The sequence below is a fragment of the Geotalea toluenoxydans JCM 15764 genome, from assembly GCF_001311985.1.
GTDB classification, from domain to species: domain Bacteria; phylum Desulfobacterota; class Desulfuromonadia; order Geobacterales; family Geobacteraceae; genus Geotalea; species Geotalea toluenoxydans.
This window is the reverse complement of record NZ_BBCJ01000049.1, coordinates 1-14,612: the sequence shown is the minus strand read 5'-3', so window position 1 is coordinate 14,612 and position 14,612 is coordinate 1. Positions and strand designations below refer to the sequence as shown.

Here is a 14,612-nt window from a genome sequence, read left to right as displayed (position 1 = left end):
TCCGACAGACTCCTAGTGTAACGTGCATTAGTCGCTACTGGAACAACAAGGCCCTGCCGGTGACCATGCGGGTGATCTGGTTGGTGCCGGTATAGATCTGGGTAAGTTTGGCGTCACGCATCATGCGCTCCACGTTGTTCTCCTTCATGTAGCCGGAGCCCCCCAGCACCTGCACCGCATCGGTGGTCACCTGCATGGCGGTATCGCTGGCGAAGGTTTTGGCCATTCCTCCGAAAACGACCGCCTTTTTATCGTGCTCGTCCACCAGTTGGGCTGCCTTTCTCGTCAAGAGCCGCGAAGCCTCTACGGCGGTGGCCATGTCGGCGATCATGAACTGGATGGGGGTCAGGTGGGCGATGGTGTTGCCGAACTGGACCCGCTCCCGGGCGTGGTTCATGGCGATCTCCAGGGCACCCTGGGCAATGCCCACCGCCTGGGCGGCACAGAAGATGCGGTTCACGGACAAGGTCTGCATGAGGTTGGCAAAGCCGGTTCCCTCTTCGCCGATCAGGTTCTCGGCAGGCACTTCCATGTTTTCGAAGAAAAGCTCGGAGTTGATGGAGCCGCGCATCCCCATCTTGACCTCATCGCGGCCATAGATGAGGCCCGGTGTGCCCCGCTCCACGACGAAGGCGCTGATCCCCTTCGCCCCCTTGGATGGTCCGTATAGGCGTAGACGACGGTGATGTCGGCGACGGAGCCGTTGGTGATGAAACATTTCTGGCCGTTGATGACGTATTTATCGCCCTTACGCTCGGCGCGGGTCTTCATGTTCAGCAGGTCCGAGCCGGCATTGGGCTCCGTTGCTCCCAGGGCGGTCAAAAGCTTGGACTCGCCGCTGAACCGGGGGAGATACTTCTCTTTCAGGGCCGGACTTCCCCCATGGATGATGGGGAGCATGCCGTCGAACTGGCCGATCAATAAAAGGGCGGTGGAAGCGCAGACCCGGGAGATTTCCTCCAGAATAAGGACGACGGTGGCTATGCCCATTTCGGTGCCCCCGTAAGCAGCCGGCAACAGGGGGTTCAAAAGCCCGAGCTGGGCAAAAAGGTCACGGGCATGTTCGGGGAAGAGTGATTTCTCGTCCAGTTCCTGGGCTCTTGGGGCGATTTCCCGGATAGCAACATCGCGCACCATTTCTAGGGTTAGTCTTTGTTCTTCGGTCAAGTGTTTCATGGTCGTCTCCTTGTTTCAGTTATTCAGATATTTCCTGGGAAGCAGTCGTGGCATCTGGAGAGAGCGGCGAGCGGACACCCGCCGCATGTGGAACGGAGGCAACCCGCCAATTCAAGCATCGTGCACCATTACGCAGGCGGCACCGCAAGGTCCGCAAGCTTAAGCGACAGAGCGAACGGACGATGTGGCGACTGCCTTTTATTTCCATCGAATTCCCGGATGAACCTTATTTTCTCTGCTGTCCGTTTATTCTTTCAGGCGGTCTCTTTCAGTATTTCTCTGGCAATGACCAGCCGCTGGATCTGGTTCGCTCCCTCAAAGATCTGGGTGAGCTTGGCGTCCCGGAACATCCGCTCCACCGGGTAGTCCTGCATGTAGCCATAGCCGCCGAACACCTGGATGGCGTCGGTGGTGATCTTCATGGCGGCGTCGGAGGCGAAGAGCTTGGCCATGGAGGCGAGCTTTGTGTTGCGCTGCCCCTGGTCGTAGAGCGCTGCGGATCGGTAAACCAGGCCACGGGCCGCTTCGATTGCCGTGGCGCTGTCGGCGATGATCTGCTGGATCATCTGGTGCTCACAGAGGGCCTGGCCGAAGGTTTTTCTCTCCCTGGCGTGGCGAAGCATCTGGTCGAAAGCCCCTCGGCAATCCCCAAGGCCTGGGCGCCGATGGCGGGACGGGACATGTCGAAGTCCTTCATGGCCAGGTTGAAGCCCTTGTTTTCCTCGCCGAGCAGGTTCCCCACCGGCACCCGCACTTCGTCCAGGTACATTTCGGATGTCTTGGAGCCCCGCTGCCCCAGTTTCTTCTCTATTTTGCCCACGGAAAAGCCGGGGGTGTCTCGTTCCACCAGGAAAAAGGTGAGGCCGTTGCGGCCGTTCTCTGAAGTACGGGCGAGAACGGTATAGAAAGAGGCAATGGGGCCGTTGGTGGAAAAGCACTTGGTGCCCGAAATCACATAGTGACTGCCGTCTTTGACAGCTGTGGTGCGGATGTTCCCCACATCAGAGCCTGCGCCGGGCTCGGAAACCAGGTAGGCGGCCAGTTCACGCTCGGCAACGATTCGCGGCAGCACCCGGTCGAGGAGTTCCTTGCTGCCGCCATGGAGCAGGGGATAGCTCCCCACGGCCTGGATGATCAACATCAATGCCGACGAGGCGCAGTGGCGTGCAATCTCCTCCACCGCCGTACAGAGCAGCGTTCCCTGGCTCTGCTCAGCTCCCCCATGTTCTGCGGGAAAGACCATGGTCATGAGCCCAGGTCCCACAGCAGGGTCGTCACCTCCGGGTTAAGCTCACCGGTGGCGTCGATGGAGGCGGCCAGGGGAGCTATTCGCTCCCGCGCCGCCTGACGGATGGTGTCCGCGGCAATGCGGATCTCTTCATTATGGGTAAACATCTTGGTTCCTCCTTAGTTTCATTAATCCATATAACAGTTTTCTATTACACGGTATGTGCCAATCAAACCCGGTAAAATATAATTACATAACCTATTGAAATAAATATGTTATTTTACCATGTACATACACAACACCATGTGCTATAAATATATACATGTAGACTTACGTATACAACCCAGCCTCGCCACGCCACCACCCACTCCTGCGCGAGGTGTATCTGAAAGGAGACATGTTGATCTATGGATACAGTTTCCACCAATACATTGCTCCGAAAGGCAGCCTACTGCCGATGCGGCATTATCCTGTTGGATAAAGACGGGCACGTTGCCGCTCTGAACAAAGATTTCTTCGACACTGCTGATCTGGATATCAGGGAGGGGCCCCACTTCCCCGGGAACTGGGCGAGCTGAAAGAGGGGGAATGGATTTTTTTCGGAAAAGAATGGTTCGTTCAGGCCGAGGGCGATAAGCAGGTCGAGGTGCTGGTCATCCGGCCGGTGCATGCCGCCGACCAGATTCTTGGACCCTACGGCAAATCGACTGAACGAGGAAATGGTCCGGCTGGTGCTAGATAACCCCTATGAGGGGCTGACGGTAGTCGATACTACAGGGAAGGTGACGTTGCTCAGCTCTTCCAATGAACGCTGGCTGGGGCTCAAGAGCGGCAGCGGGATGGGGCTGGATCTCACGGATATCGCTCCCAAAAGCCACCTGTCTGACGTGGCTCGCACTGGTGTGCCCGAACGGGCACAGGTGGTGGATCTGCGCGGCCAGACCAAGGTGACGGTGAACCTTCCCATCAGGCGCGAAAATCGGGTGATTGGCGCCTTCGGCAGAATCCTCTTCAAAAGCACCGAACAGGTTGAAGAACTTGCCGGGCGGGTACGGGCCATGGAGCTGCAGGTGGAACGCTATGAGACCCTGCTGGATGAGATGCGCAGACATCGCTGCTCTTTCGACAACATCCTCACGAAAAATCCGGCCATGCTGGCCCTAATGGACCAGGCGCGCCGCATTGCCGATTCCTCCGCCACGGTGCTGATCCTGGGAGAGAGCGGCACCGGCAAGGAGCTGTTTGCCCAGGCCCTTCATGAAGGTTCAGCCAGAAGGAAAGGCCCCTTCATTGCCATCAACTGCGGCGCCATCCCCCGCGACCTGATAGAATCGGAGCTGTTCGGCTACGAGGAGGGGGCTTTCAGCGGGGCAAAGAAGAGAGGAAAGCCGGGAAAATTCGAGCTGGCCAATGGCGGGACCCTGTTTCTTGACGAGGTGGGAGAACTCCCCCTGGACAGCCAGGCCAAGCTGTTGCGGGTGCTTGAAGACCGCAAGATAGACCGCTTGGGAGGCACGGCGCCGATACCGGTGGATTTCCGCCTGGTGGCCGCCACCAACCGCGATCTGGGCACCAACGTCAATAACGGCAAGTTCCGTAGCGATCTCTACTACAGGATCAACGAATTTCCCATCGAGCTCCCGCCCCTGCGGTCACGCCCCGAAGATATCCCCTTTTTGGCCAAGCACTTTCTCGCGGAAATATCCCGCCGCGAACGTCTCCCCACGCCGAAGCTCTCCCCGGCAGCAACCGACGCGCTCATGTCCCACAACTGGCCGGGCAATGTGCGGGAGTTGCGCAGCCTCATGCGACAGATGGTCTGGAAAGCTCAAGGACTGACCATCGAGCCGCACCATTTACCGCCAACCCTCCACAAAGGGCTTAATGCGGCAGTCTCAGGCACCCTTGAAGAGCAGCTGTATAAAGCTGAGCGTATCGCGATTGAATCTGCCCTGCAGGCGGCCGGAGGAAATCGAGCCCTCGCTGCCCGCATGCTTGGAATTCATCGCACCGCTCTATATAAAAAAATGAACCGCCTGGGTATGGACTGAGCTCTAAAGAATCTATCTTGAGCAACGCAAGGCTTGCATATTATCTCACCTATTACCTGGATGTTCCGGCCAGAAAGCTTACGGTCGAACGCTCGCCGGGAGAGGTTATTGCCGGCTGGGACGGAAACTGCTGGTTCTGAATCGGCAGATTCCAGAGGCGGACCAATCGATGGAAACGAAGGTATTGGGGGCCCGCCAGAGTCCCCCCCTTACGCACCTATGGAAGTTCCCCCTAAGAAAGCAGTAATTTCGAGATCACCACCCTCTGCACCTCATTTGTCCCCTCGTAAATCTCGGTGATCTTGGCATCCCTGTACATCCGTTCAACCTCATAATCGACGATGAAACCATAGCCGCCGTGGATCTGGATCGCTTCCTTGGTGACGTACGTGGCTGCCTCCGAAGCGAGCATCTTGCACATGGCGGATTCCATTGTGTAGTTCTTCTTCTTGTCTTTGAGACAGGCAGCCTTGTAGGTCATCAGTTTACTCGTCTCGATCCGGGCGTACATGTCGGCCAGCTTGAACTGGATTGCCTGCAGATCAGAAATGGGAGCCCCAAACTGCTTGCGCTCCTTGGAGTAGGCAAGTGCCCGTTCGAAGGCGCCCTCAGCAATACCCAGTGCCTGGGAGGCAATGCCGATGCGGCCCCCATTCAGGGTATCCATGGCTATCTTGAACCCCTCCCCTTCCTGGCCGAGCAGGTTCGCCGCCGGTATTCGCACATTATCCAGAGCGAAAGCGGTGGTATAGCTGCCGCGGATACCGAGTTTCTTCTCATTCTTGAGGATCTCGACCCCTGGGGACTGGAGATCGATGATAAAGGCAGATACGCCCTTGTGCTTGAGGCTTTTGTCCGAGGTAGCGAAAAGGACGCCGGTTCCTTTGTAGCCCCCGTTGGTAATGAATATTTTGGAGCCGTTGATAACGAAGTCGTCCCCGTCACGCTTATAGGTAGTGGCAATAGCGCCTGCATCGCTTCCCGCATCAGGCTCGGTCAAAAGGAAACAGCCGATGACCTGCCCCGTATTCAAGGCCGGCAGCCATTTCTTCTTCTGCTCCTCAGTACCGAAGGTATAAATCGGGCCGCAGGCAAGAGAAGTATGAGCCGAGATGAGAACACCGCTGGAGCCGCAGGCCTTCGATACCTCTTCCACGAGGATGGAGTAGGACAGCATGTCAAGGCCGGCGCCGCCGTACTCATCGGGAAAATAGCTGCCGAGAAAACCCATCTCCCCCATCTTCCTGACCAGGCTTTCAGGAATCATGTGTTCCTCGTCGATCTGCATGGCGATCGGCTTTATCTCTTTCTCGACGAAGTCACGAACAGCGTCCTGCAATACTTTGTGGTCCTGGCTCAACTCGAAATCCATATTGCCCTCCATAAATTCTCAGAAACTTCCTGCCCTCGCCATAGATCACCTCTTGGGGAGATGACTAATGCAGCGAAGATATATTACGTTTACGTTTATGTCAACTACAAATAAAACACATTTATATAACGCCAGATTTATTTTTCTCCACCATCAATTCAGCCAACCAGTAGTTGACAAATTAAGACGCATGGTCTAAAAGGTATTCATTTACGTAAAGGTAAGATAAATGAACGAACTTAAAGAAGGCGAAGAAGCAGAATCAATAGGTGACTTGGCAAAAACATTTGGCCTGACGACCAGAACCCTGCGCTACTGGGAAGAAGTGGGGATAATCGAATCGGTTCAGCGACAGGATGGCGCCACCAGGGGATTTACCCCCTACTACGTCAGGAGAATAAAATTCATCCTGAAGTTGAAGGAGCTGGGGCTTACCATAAAGGAAATGCAGGATCTCTATTCCGCATATGGCGATGCGAAACAGACTGACAAAATGATCCCGCGCCTGATCGAGATTCTTGATCAGCACATCAATAAAGTTGACGAGAAAATGGCACAGCTAGCCTCTTTGAGAAAAGAAATCGTCGATTACCGGCAAAAGATAATCGAGCGGTTCAGACTGAGCAGTAAGAGCGGGTAACCATCACCTTCGTATCATAGAAGGAAACCTACAATGAACCGACCAGTTCAAGCATACTTTTACCTTTAATATGGGCTACAAAATTACTTCCAGGGTTTTCTTCAGCTTCGTCAGATCCGGGTCTATGGGAATCTGTGCCAACTGCGCCTTGGCTTTCCACTCTGACCATGACTCCTTTGCCAGTAGCACTTCCGGCTCGTAATCATGATAACGAATGAAGTTACCGAAGGTCAGTTCCAGGCCGCTTTCGCTGGTGCCCACGGAAGGTGACATCAGAGAGCATGCACTAACTGATTTTTACAGCCGGTCCATATTTTCCTGGAGTCTTCCCAGAATCACATCCAGTTCCACCATGCCAGCATAATAGAGTCCTCTGGTCTTGGCATATTCAACCTCATAAAGAGCCCGAACCGCAGGATCGGTCAAGAGAAAAGCCTCGTTCGTGGATATGTCCCTGTTATCGGCGTCAGGGAATCTCTTTATCTTGCGCTGTTCGTACTCATCAGTACCGATAAACTCCTGGACCCTGCCTTCCCCTAAAAGACAATAGATGTCGTAATAGTGCCGCAGAAAGTTCTCAGGAAAAGTTCCCTCGGCCTGCTGTTTCCGGAATTTCGTCGAAACCGCTTGAAGCTTTTCGACGAAGGTGTAGGCGGGGTGGTAGCATTTTACGCCGGCAGCCCGGTTATCGATGAACTCGAGACCAAGAGCCAGTGCCTTATCTACAACCCACGAAGAGATGTCGATGCTTTCGTTGGGAGTGGTGTCGTCAAAGCCTAGCTCCAAGAGAATCCCTGCCTTCAGTCCTTCCAGTCTCGGGAATCTCTCAGAATAGAAGAGCCGGATCCCGGCGCTCAGGAGGGTAGTGTTGTCGAATGCATGGTCACGCTTGACCTCGCTGATGCCGTGAATTTTTATTGTCTCGGCAAGATAATCAAAGAAGGTCGCCCGAGACGCGATATGTGCTGGCTTTGTCTGGTTTTTACCGCACTTTACGTCCATCCCCGCCGGCGGATCCATGCGCAGGTCGATATCTTCCGAGAACCGGTGAATGATCCGGTAAGCCTTCGACAGCGACGTCCCGCCTTTCAGCTCGAAATCAAATCCCTGCTGTAGCAACCCATACAGTGAATGCATGATCCAGTAGTCTTTTTCGATCAACTGCGGCACGATACCCTTTTCGCGGGATACGACTCCGATCAGATCGCCAAAGTCGGCGAGCTGGTGCAAGAATTCAGATGGCACTAAGGATCTCCTCGAAGAACTTTCGTGTTGACGCCTTAGAGAACTTCTTGACGGCTGACCGAAGCCGCTTCGAGGACATCTCCGGCAGTTTTGCCTGTACATTGGCCCGGACAGAATCCCGGTCCTCAGCCAATTGGCTCAGGTTGTTGACGAACTCGACAAGTAAGAATTCTCGGGTTGCCTTTTTGGGATAGCGGGGCTTCATGCAGAACTGGAAGATCTGGCCGCCGAGCTCAAATCGGCCATGGCGTTTGTGATTGTAAACCAATTGGTAGTTGTAGAGTTGCGTCGTGCCCAAACCGAGGGAGTTGAAATCGTTAGGGGAGGTAAGAAGAAAGTTATCATCCTTCAAGAAAGTCTTGACCATTTTTTCCGGAGACGGAGGCAACAGACCAAAGCGGGAACGCTTCGGGCACTCGTAAACTCCATGGCGCACCTTCACCAATACCTGGGATTCCACAAGCTCGGCTAGCTCGCGGTCAACGCTCTTGGAATGCTTCTCCAAATCCGCTCGTCTGTACAGGCCGCCAGGCCGCAGATGTGATTTGAGATTTTTAGCCTTCTGCATTGTCAACCTCGTGAAAATCATAGCATCCCGATCTTTTATTATCAATAATTTTATTGAAATTTCATGCAAATATATATTGATAAGTATTCGGCCATGCAAGATTTTCTTTATAAAATTCTCCACTACTGTCAGGTTAATAGTTGAATAAGTTCTTTGGTGTGCCCTATCTCCCCGGAAATTCGAGACGTTTGTTGCGGAAATCTTCCGTAGGAACTTCGCCTGTTGTGAGGTTATGCATGCCGGTAAGCCTGGTGATGGTGGCATCGACGTTTTTTTGTTGATTCCGGTAGACATAGGTGGGGCGGAGATATGGATCATCACAGAATGGGATCGGTCGGCGACGACGGTACTGTTTCCAGAGGAGTATTAACTCGCATCCTTCTCATCCAATTTCACCGTCAATCAGCAAAGCTCACAAGCCAAGCACAAAGCTCAAAGGATACCCAAAGATACCAAGACAACTACAATTAAAAAAGGACCTAACCGAATCGGCTAAGCCCTTGAATTTCTGGAGCGGGAAACGGGATTCGAACCCGCGACCTTCAGCTTGGGAAGCTGACACTCTACCACTGAGTTATTCCCGCAAAACGAGAGATATATTTAGCCCATGGGCTCCTCTTTTGTCAACAGGTTTTTGCTGAGAAAGGCCTCTGCTTCTGCCCTCGTATTGGCCAAAATCAAATGATCAAGTTTACCAGGCTCCTCCTCGGCAATAAAAAAGCCCGCTGTGGGCGGGCTTTCCTTGAATCTATCCTGGCAAAAATCATTTCGTTTTCGACAGGGCGGCAATCAGTTTCTCAGCCACATCGCGGCCACTCACCTGGTAGGTACCCGCATCGATCTTTGATTGTATCTCCGCCACCTTGTCCTCACGGAAATTTTCAGGGCCTTTCAATGAGATGCTGGTCTTGTTGACACGCTCTGCCCCAACGCTTATGTCGACCTTATCACCACCCTTGTCAGTTTTGGCAGCAACCTCGGCGCCTTTTCCCCCATTGACACCTGATGGGTTCTGCTCAACCTTCTGATGCTTGAGAAGATCAACCACAGTAGATGGGCTGTTATCTTCGATTTTCATGAACCATTACCTCCGTTTATAGTGCTGTTCCTGTCCTTTTCGGCACCATTTGATAAAACTTTAGAAAAATATTGAAGTAAAATTAGATCGGCAGCTCAAGCAACCGGGAAAAGGAATCGATGAACATATCGGCGGACCTGATCTCACTATCGTTCCCATAGCCATAGAGGCAGGCGATAGTCGTGACGGCAGCCGCCTTTCCGGCTTTCAGGTCATGGATACTGTCCCCGACCATGACCGTCTCCCCGGCCGGGATACCGGCACCGTTGATGACCTTCAACAACGGGTCGGGGTACGGCTTGCGAAAGGGAAGCGTGTCCCCCCCGACAATGTCGATGAAGTAATGATCCAGCTGGAGTGCTGTCAGGAGCCTTCGGCACAAACTTTCAGCCTTATTTGACACCACAGCCATCTGCCGCCCCTGCTCCTGCAGGATAGAGATAGTCTCGCGCACACCGGATAAAGTGTCGTCTTGTCGGCAATGTGGGCGGTATTGTAGGCAATGAAGGTTTCCAGGCCCCTGCGCAACTCGGCCGGCGACTTGCCGGGCAAAGCCCCTTTGACAAGATTCGCCGCACCCTCCCCAACCAACTGCCGCACCTGTTCCGTTGTCAGCGCCCCCAGGCCGAATTCGCCGCGCATGTGGTTGACGGCATCGGTGAGATCCTCCAGGGAATCGCAGAGGGTGCCGTCAAGATCAAAAATGATGAGCTTCTTCTCCATATATGTCCATTTCACAAAAAAGGGCGCACTAGGCGCCCTTCCATTATTCCCACTCGATGGTTGCCGGTGGTTTGGAACTGATATCGTAGACTACTCGGTTTATTCCCTTCACCTCGTTGATGATACGACTGCTGATGCGGGCCAGATCCTCGTAGGGGAGCGGGTACCAGCCGGCGGTCATGAAGTCCTTGGTCTCGACGGCCCGCAGGGCCACCACGTATTCGTAGGTCCGGCCGTCCCCCATGACGCCGACGCTCTTCACCGGCAGGAAGACGGCAAAGGCCTGGCTGATCTTGTGATAGTGGTCAGCAGCGTAGAGTTCCTCGATATAGATGGCGTCCGCCTGGCGCAGGATGTCGCATAATCCTTCCGCACCTCGCCCAGAATCCGCACCCCCAGCCCCGGCCCCGGAAACGGATGGCGCCAGACCATCTGGTGGGGCAGCCCCAGCTCTTCGCCGATCGCCCGCACCTCGTCCTTGAACAGTTCACGGAGGGGCTCCAGAAGCTTCAGCTTCATGTGCTCGGGCAGGCCTCCAACGTTGTGATGGCTCTTGATGTTGTGGGCCTTGCCGGTCTTGGCGCCGGCCGACTCGATAACGTCCGGGTAGATGGTCCCCTGGGCCAGCCAGCGGGCATCGGTGATCTTGTTGGATTCCTCCTCGAAGATCTCCACGAACAGGCCACCGATAATCTTGCGCTTCTTTTCCGGGTCGCTCACCCCGGCCAGGGCGGAAAGGAAACGATCCTCCGCGTCCACCCGAATCACCTTGACCCCCAGGTTCTGGGCAAAGGTGGCCATGACCTGGTCCCCTTCACCGAGGCGGAGCAGGCCATTGTCCACAAAAACGCAGGTAAGCTGTTCGCCGATTGCCCGGTGGATCAGGGCGGCCGCCACCGACGAGTCCACTCCGCCGGAAAGGCCGAGAATGACCCGATCGCTGCCCACCTGCTGTTTGATGCGGGCCACCGCATCCTCGATGATCTGTCCGGGGGTCCACTTGCCGGAACAGCCGCAGACATTGCGGACAAAGGTGTCGATCAGCTGTTCTCCCCGTGGGGTATGGTTCACCTCGGGGTGGAATTGCACGCCATAGAGGTTGCGGGCCAGATTCTGGATTGCGCAGACCGGCGCATTGGCGGTCCCGGCCGCCACCTGGAACCCCTCGGGCACTTGCGAAACATGGTCGCCATGACTCATCCAGACCGGACTCTTCCCGTCGAGGAAGAACCCGTCGAACAGCGGCCCCGGTGTTCCCTGCGCCAGCAGCTCCGCATGGCCGAACTCCCGCTTGCCCGCCGGCACCACCTCACCGCCGAAGTGGCGGCTCATGAGCTGCATGCCGTAGCAGATACCAAGCACCGGCACCCCCAGCTCAAACAGCTCCTCCTCCACACCGGCGCGCCCTCTTCATAGACCGATTTGGGACCCCCGGAGAGGATGATGCCGCTTGGGGCAAAGGAACGGATCGCCGCCAGCTCAAGGTCGAAGGGATGGAGCTCGCAGTAGACATGGGCCTCCCGCACCCGCCGGGCAATCAGCTGAGTGTACTGGGAACCGAAGTCGAGGATAAGAATCTTTTCCGAATGTATATCAACTGGCATGTTAGTTTTAGCCCTTAAAAAAATTTATAAGTAGGAATTATTATCAGAATTGCGAGTGCGAGAAAAGCTCCGTATGCAAGGATTGCGAACCAAGAGGAGCGTAGCCTCTGTAAGGGCGGCCCCACGTGGCCGCCCTGATCGGGCAGGCACAAGACCTGCCCCTACAATCGGGCAGTGACTGAAGGTGAGCATAACGCAGCAGATGGACCTTTATCGCACTCGCATCATTTTTCGATGCGGTAGTTGGGTGCTTCTTTCGTTATCATGACGTCGTGCACATGGGATTCCTTGAGTCCGGCACCGGTGATCCTGACGAAACGGCCGTTCTGCTGCAGTTCTTTCACCGTTTTGCAACCGGTATAACCCATTCCGGCCCGCAGCCCACCCATCAACTGGTGGATGTTGGCCGAAAGCGGTCCGCGCAGGGGAACCATGCCCTCGATTCCCTCCGGCACCAGCTTGACCTCGCTGTCCACATCGCTCTGAAAGTAGCGGTCCTTGCTCCCTTCCTTCATGCACCGATGGAGCCCATGCCACGATAGCTCTTGTAGGCCCTGCCCTGGTAAAGAATGGTATCGCCCGGAGATTCCTCGGTACCGGCAAACAGGGAGCCGACCATGATGACATCGGCACCGGCGGCTACAGCCTTGGTGATGTCGCCGGAAAACTTGATGCCGCCGTCGGCGATGAGTGAAACGCCATGCTTCCTGGCCACCTTGGCACAATCGGCAATGGCTGTTATCTGCGGCACACCGATGCCTGCAACAACCCTGGTGGTACAGATGGAACCGGGACCTATACCAACCTTGATGGCATCTACACCGGCCTTGATCAGCGCTTCGGCTGCATCGGCAGTGGCAATATTGCCGGCAATGAGCTCGATGCCGGGAAAATTCTTCTTGGCCATCCGTACCGCATCGATCACCCCCTGTGAGTGGCCATGGGCAGTATCGATGACGATGGCGTCCACACCGGCCTTCATCAGGGCATCGATACGGGCTTCCATGTCAACGGTGGGCCCGACGCTCCGCCGACCCGCAACCGGCCCAGGCTGTCCTTGCAGGCATTGGGGTATTTTCTTACCTTTTCGATGTCTTTGATGGTGATCAAACCTTTGAGGTTCTTGTCGCTGTCAACCACCAGAAGTTTTTCCACCCTGGTATGCTTCAGGTGTTCTTTGGCCTGCTCAAGGGTGGTACCCACCGGCACTGTGACCAGATTACGCTTGGTCATGCGCTCTGAAATGAGAAGATCCAGGTTAGTCTCAAAGCGGAGGTCGCGATTGGTAAGGATACCCACCAGCTTGCCATTACTCTTGGTGATGGGCACCCCGGAGATGCGGTACTTGGCCATGATCTCAAGAGCTTCGCGGATCTTCTGGTTGGGGCGCATGGTAATAGGATCTACTATCATCCCCGACTCGCTCTTTTTCACCTTGTCCACCTCCATGGCCTGGTCGGCAATGGAGAAATTCTTGTGGATGAAGCCAATGCCCCCTTCCCTCGCCATGCTGATGGCAGCGCGGGCCTCGGTTACCGTATCCATTGCCGCACTGACAAGGGGTATATTCAATTGGATGTTGCGGGAAAGCTGGGTGGAAAGATCAACATCGCGAGGCAGAATCTGGGAATGGGCAGGTAGAAGCAGCACGTCGTCGAAGGTCAGACCCTCAAGGATGCTATTGTCTAACATTACGAACTCCTTTTGCTTGAAAATCGTCGAAATATTAACCAAACAAGCTATTACAGCCCCCCCACCAAGTCAAGTTAAAAGGGCTTAAAGAGGGTATACACTCTGTCAGGTCAGCTTGGTATGAATACCTGCTTGTCCTTGATCCTGGTCAGAGTCGCGACTATGAGCCTGACGGCATTTTCCAGATCTGAGAGCGAGAGTACCTCGACGGGTGTGTGCATGTAGCGCAGCGGAATTTTCACCAGGGCAGTGGCGACACCTCCCCTGGAAATTTGCATAACATTGGCGTCGGTGCCGGTGGCCCGCGGAATGCCGGTGAATTGGACAGGAATATTTTCCGCAGCAGCCGTTTCGGCCAAAAGATCGAAGAGAGCCGGATTGATATTGGCGCCACGGGGCAGGATCGGCCCCTTGCCGATCTTCACCTCGCCGTTATGCTTCTTATCCACGTCCGGCTGGTCTGTGGCGAAATCCACCTCGACGCAGATGCCGATATCGGGGTTGACTGTATAACTGCTGGTGGTGCCTCCCCTCAGCCCGACCTCCTCCTGAACCGAGGAAACTCCATACAGATCGACCTGAAGTTTGGCGCTCAACTCCGAAACCTGCCGCAGCACTTCGGCAACTACAAAGCTTCCCGCCTTGTCATCGAACCCGCGGCTGGTGACACGATCACCCTGCAGCATGCTCAAACTGACGGCAAAGGTCACCGGATCACCGACACGAACAAGTGCTTCCGCCTCTTTCTTGCTTGCTACGCCGATATCTATGTACTGGGCGTCCAACTTCACCACAGTTTCCCTGTCCTTGGGCTCCATCAAATGAATGGGCTTCTTGCCGATCACGCCGGGGATGATGCCCTTGCTGCCATGGATATTTACCTTCTGACCGGTGGAAAGATGGGGATCGACGCCGCCAATGGCGCCGAAATAGATGAAGCCGTTGTCATCCATGTACTTGATCTGGAAACCTATTTCATCGGAATGACCGACCAGCATCACCCGTGGGCGATTTTCACCGCCCCCCTCGATGGCGCCGAAGACATTGCCCATGACATCAGTACTGGTCGCTGCGAATGGAGCGACATAAGAGCGGAAAACCCGCTGGGCAGGCTGTTCGTAACCGGAAGGACTGGGAGCCGCCAGAAGGTTCTGTAAAAATTCAAAGGATTGATCGCGCATCAACTACCTCCATTAATTAATTGCCAAATTAACCACCACCGACCACCGACCACC

At 54.9% G+C, this 14,612-nt stretch carries 15 protein-coding genes, 1 tRNA gene and 4 pseudogenes; 5 read left to right on the top strand and 15 right to left on the bottom strand.

Annotated features, from left to right (window positions below):
* Positions 1-34: 34 nt before the first annotated feature.
* The 5 genes from JCM15764_RS25495 to JCM15764_RS25475 all read right to left on the bottom strand — a co-directional run bounded on the left by JCM15764_RS25495 (position 35) and on the right by JCM15764_RS25475 (position 2,571).
* On the bottom strand, positions 35-577 hold the full coding sequence (locus JCM15764_RS25495; protein WP_243689513.1) for an acyl-CoA dehydrogenase family protein: 543 nt from the start codon (positions 575-577) through the stop codon (positions 35-37).
* A complete protein-coding gene (locus tag JCM15764_RS25490; protein ID WP_243689512.1) occupies positions 508-1,176 on the bottom strand; it encodes an acyl-CoA dehydrogenase family protein in 669 nt (222 codons plus the stop codon). Before JCM15764_RS25490 ends, JCM15764_RS25495 begins: the two co-directional genes overlap by 70 nt.
* Positions 1,177-1,430: 254 nt before the next feature.
* Complete coding sequence (locus tag JCM15764_RS25485; RefSeq protein ID WP_243689511.1) at positions 1,431-1,799, bottom strand: acyl-CoA dehydrogenase family protein; 369 nt, start codon at positions 1,797-1,799, stop codon at positions 1,431-1,433.
* The gene (locus tag JCM15764_RS25480; RefSeq protein ID WP_243689510.1) at positions 1,739-2,440 is read right to left on the bottom strand and encodes an acyl-CoA dehydrogenase family protein; all 702 of its coding nucleotides are present in this window, start codon (positions 2,438-2,440) and stop codon (positions 1,739-1,741) included. Before JCM15764_RS25480 ends, JCM15764_RS25485 begins: the two co-directional genes overlap by 61 nt.
* Positions 2,422-2,571 (bottom strand): acyl-CoA dehydrogenase N-terminal domain-containing protein, encoded by a 150-nt coding sequence (locus JCM15764_RS25475; protein ID WP_243689509.1) that lies wholly within the window; start codon positions 2,569-2,571, stop codon positions 2,422-2,424. The genes JCM15764_RS25480 and JCM15764_RS25475 overlap by 19 nt, the downstream gene beginning before the upstream one ends.
* Before the next feature lie 240 nt (positions 2,572-2,811).
* On the opposite strand from JCM15764_RS25475, the gene JCM15764_RS25470 reads away from it, so the two are divergent.
* The 3 genes from JCM15764_RS25470 (at position 2,812) to JCM15764_RS27455 (ending at position 4,595) form a co-directional block, all read left to right on the top strand.
* The gene (locus JCM15764_RS25470; protein WP_243689508.1) at positions 2,812-2,982 is read left to right on the top strand and encodes a hypothetical protein; all 171 of its coding nucleotides are present in this window, start codon (positions 2,812-2,814) and stop codon (positions 2,980-2,982) included.
* Between the two features lie 90 nt (positions 2,983-3,072).
* A complete protein-coding gene (locus JCM15764_RS20245) occupies positions 3,073-4,455 on the top strand; it encodes a sigma-54 interaction domain-containing protein (protein ID WP_243689507.1) in 1,383 nt (460 codons plus the stop codon).
* A gap of 17 nt (positions 4,456-4,472) precedes the next feature.
* Entirely contained in the window at positions 4,473-4,595 is a 123-nt protein-coding gene (locus JCM15764_RS27455) for a hypothetical protein (RefSeq protein WP_279384598.1), read from the top strand.
* 92 nt (positions 4,596-4,687) lie between these two features.
* On the opposite strand, the gene JCM15764_RS20240 is transcribed toward JCM15764_RS27455, so the two are convergent.
* Positions 4,688-5,827 (bottom strand): acyl-CoA dehydrogenase, encoded by a 1,140-nt coding sequence (locus tag JCM15764_RS20240; protein WP_054698719.1) that lies wholly within the window; start codon positions 5,825-5,827, stop codon positions 4,688-4,690.
* Between the two features lie 229 nt (positions 5,828-6,056).
* Here JCM15764_RS20240 and JCM15764_RS20235 point away from each other — a divergent pair, with 229 nt between their 5' ends.
* Positions 6,057-6,467, top strand: a complete 411-nt coding sequence (locus JCM15764_RS20235; protein ID WP_054698715.1) for a MerR family transcriptional regulator — start codon at positions 6,057-6,059, stop codon at positions 6,465-6,467.
* A 75-nt stretch (positions 6,468-6,542) separates the two neighbouring features.
* Here the strand turns inward: JCM15764_RS20235 and JCM15764_RS20230 are convergent, their stop codons facing one another.
* Genes JCM15764_RS20230 through JCM15764_RS20220 form a run of 3 tightly spaced genes read right to left on the bottom strand, consistent with a single transcriptional unit; the run spans position 6,543 to position 8,280 of the window.
* The gene (locus JCM15764_RS20230) at positions 6,543-6,740 is read right to left on the bottom strand and encodes a hypothetical protein (RefSeq protein ID WP_054698713.1); all 198 of its coding nucleotides are present in this window, start codon (positions 6,738-6,740) and stop codon (positions 6,543-6,545) included.
* Between the two features lie 24 nt (positions 6,741-6,764).
* Positions 6,765-7,712, bottom strand: coding sequence for a nucleotidyl transferase AbiEii/AbiGii toxin family protein (locus tag JCM15764_RS20225; protein ID WP_054698710.1), 948 nt, complete (start codon positions 7,710-7,712; stop codon positions 6,765-6,767).
* Entirely contained in the window at positions 7,702-8,280 is a 579-nt protein-coding gene (locus JCM15764_RS20220; RefSeq protein WP_054698717.1) for a hypothetical protein, read from the bottom strand. Before JCM15764_RS20220 ends, JCM15764_RS20225 begins: the two co-directional genes overlap by 11 nt.
* A gap of 175 nt (positions 8,281-8,455) precedes the next feature.
* On the opposite strand from JCM15764_RS20220, the pseudogene JCM15764_RS28995 reads away from it, so the two are divergent.
* Positions 8,456-8,650 (top strand): annotated as a pseudogene (locus JCM15764_RS28995) (hypothetical protein); the annotation flags it as partial.
* Positions 8,651-8,789: 139 nt separating this feature from the next.
* Here JCM15764_RS28995 and JCM15764_RS20215 read toward each other — a convergent pair.
* The 6 genes and pseudogenes from JCM15764_RS20215 to JCM15764_RS20190 all read right to left on the bottom strand — a co-directional run bounded on the left by JCM15764_RS20215 (position 8,790) and on the right by JCM15764_RS20190 (position 14,558).
* Positions 8,790-8,864: transfer RNA gene (locus JCM15764_RS20215), tRNA-Gly, on the bottom strand.
* A gap of 179 nt (positions 8,865-9,043) precedes the next feature.
* Positions 9,044-9,358 carry a flagellar biosynthesis anti-sigma factor FlgM gene (gene flgM / locus JCM15764_RS20210; protein ID WP_054698708.1) on the bottom strand — a complete coding sequence of 105 codons (315 nt, stop codon included), beginning with the start codon at positions 9,356-9,358 and terminating at the stop codon, positions 9,044-9,046.
* A gap of 82 nt (positions 9,359-9,440) precedes the next feature.
* A pseudogene (locus JCM15764_RS20205) lies at positions 9,441-10,081 on the bottom strand (HAD family hydrolase).
* A gap of 43 nt (positions 10,082-10,124) precedes the next feature.
* Positions 10,125-11,685: pseudogene (gene guaA, locus JCM15764_RS20200) on the bottom strand (glutamine-hydrolyzing GMP synthase).
* Between the two features lie 224 nt (positions 11,686-11,909).
* Positions 11,910-13,377: pseudogene (gene guaB, locus JCM15764_RS20195) on the bottom strand (IMP dehydrogenase).
* Positions 13,378-13,487: 110 nt separating this feature from the next.
* Entirely contained in the window at positions 13,488-14,558 is a 1,071-nt protein-coding gene (locus JCM15764_RS20190) for a M42 family metallopeptidase (protein ID WP_054698706.1), read from the bottom strand.
* Between the last annotated feature and the right edge of the window lie 54 nt (positions 14,559-14,612).

Coding starts and splice junctions, on each gene's coding strand:
- flgM (WP_054698708.1), bottom strand. CDS start 9,358: ATGAAAATCGAAGATAACAGCCCATCTACTGTGGTTGATCTTCTCAAG.
- JCM15764_RS20245 (WP_243689507.1), top strand. CDS start 3,073: ATGCCGCCGACCAGATTCTTGGACCCTACGGCAAATCGACTGAACGAG.
- JCM15764_RS25475 (WP_243689509.1), bottom strand. CDS start 2,571: ATGTTTACCCATAATGAAGAGATCCGCATTGCCGCGGACACCATCCGT.
- JCM15764_RS20220 (WP_054698717.1), bottom strand. CDS start 8,280: ATGCAGAAGGCTAAAAATCTCAAATCACATCTGCGGCCTGGCGGCCTG.
- JCM15764_RS20230 (WP_054698713.1), bottom strand. CDS start 6,740: ATGTCACCTTCCGTGGGCACCAGCGAAAGCGGCCTGGAACTGACCTTC.
- JCM15764_RS25490 (WP_243689512.1), bottom strand. CDS start 1,176: ATGAAACACTTGACCGAAGAACAAAGACTAACCCTAGAAATGGTGCGC.
- JCM15764_RS20235 (WP_054698715.1), top strand. CDS start 6,057: ATGAACGAACTTAAAGAAGGCGAAGAAGCAGAATCAATAGGTGACTTG.
- JCM15764_RS20240 (WP_054698719.1), bottom strand. CDS start 5,827: ATGGATTTCGAGTTGAGCCAGGACCACAAAGTATTGCAGGACGCTGTT.
- JCM15764_RS25485 (WP_243689511.1), bottom strand. CDS start 1,799: ATGCTTCGCCACGCCAGGGAGAGAAAAACCTTCGGCCAGGCCCTCTGT.
- JCM15764_RS25495 (WP_243689513.1), bottom strand. CDS start 577: ATGGGGATGCGCGGCTCCATCAACTCCGAGCTTTTCTTCGAAAACATG.
- JCM15764_RS25470 (WP_243689508.1), top strand. CDS start 2,812: ATGGATACAGTTTCCACCAATACATTGCTCCGAAAGGCAGCCTACTGC.
- JCM15764_RS20190 (WP_054698706.1), bottom strand. CDS start 14,558: ATGCGCGATCAATCCTTTGAATTTTTACAGAACCTTCTGGCGGCTCCC.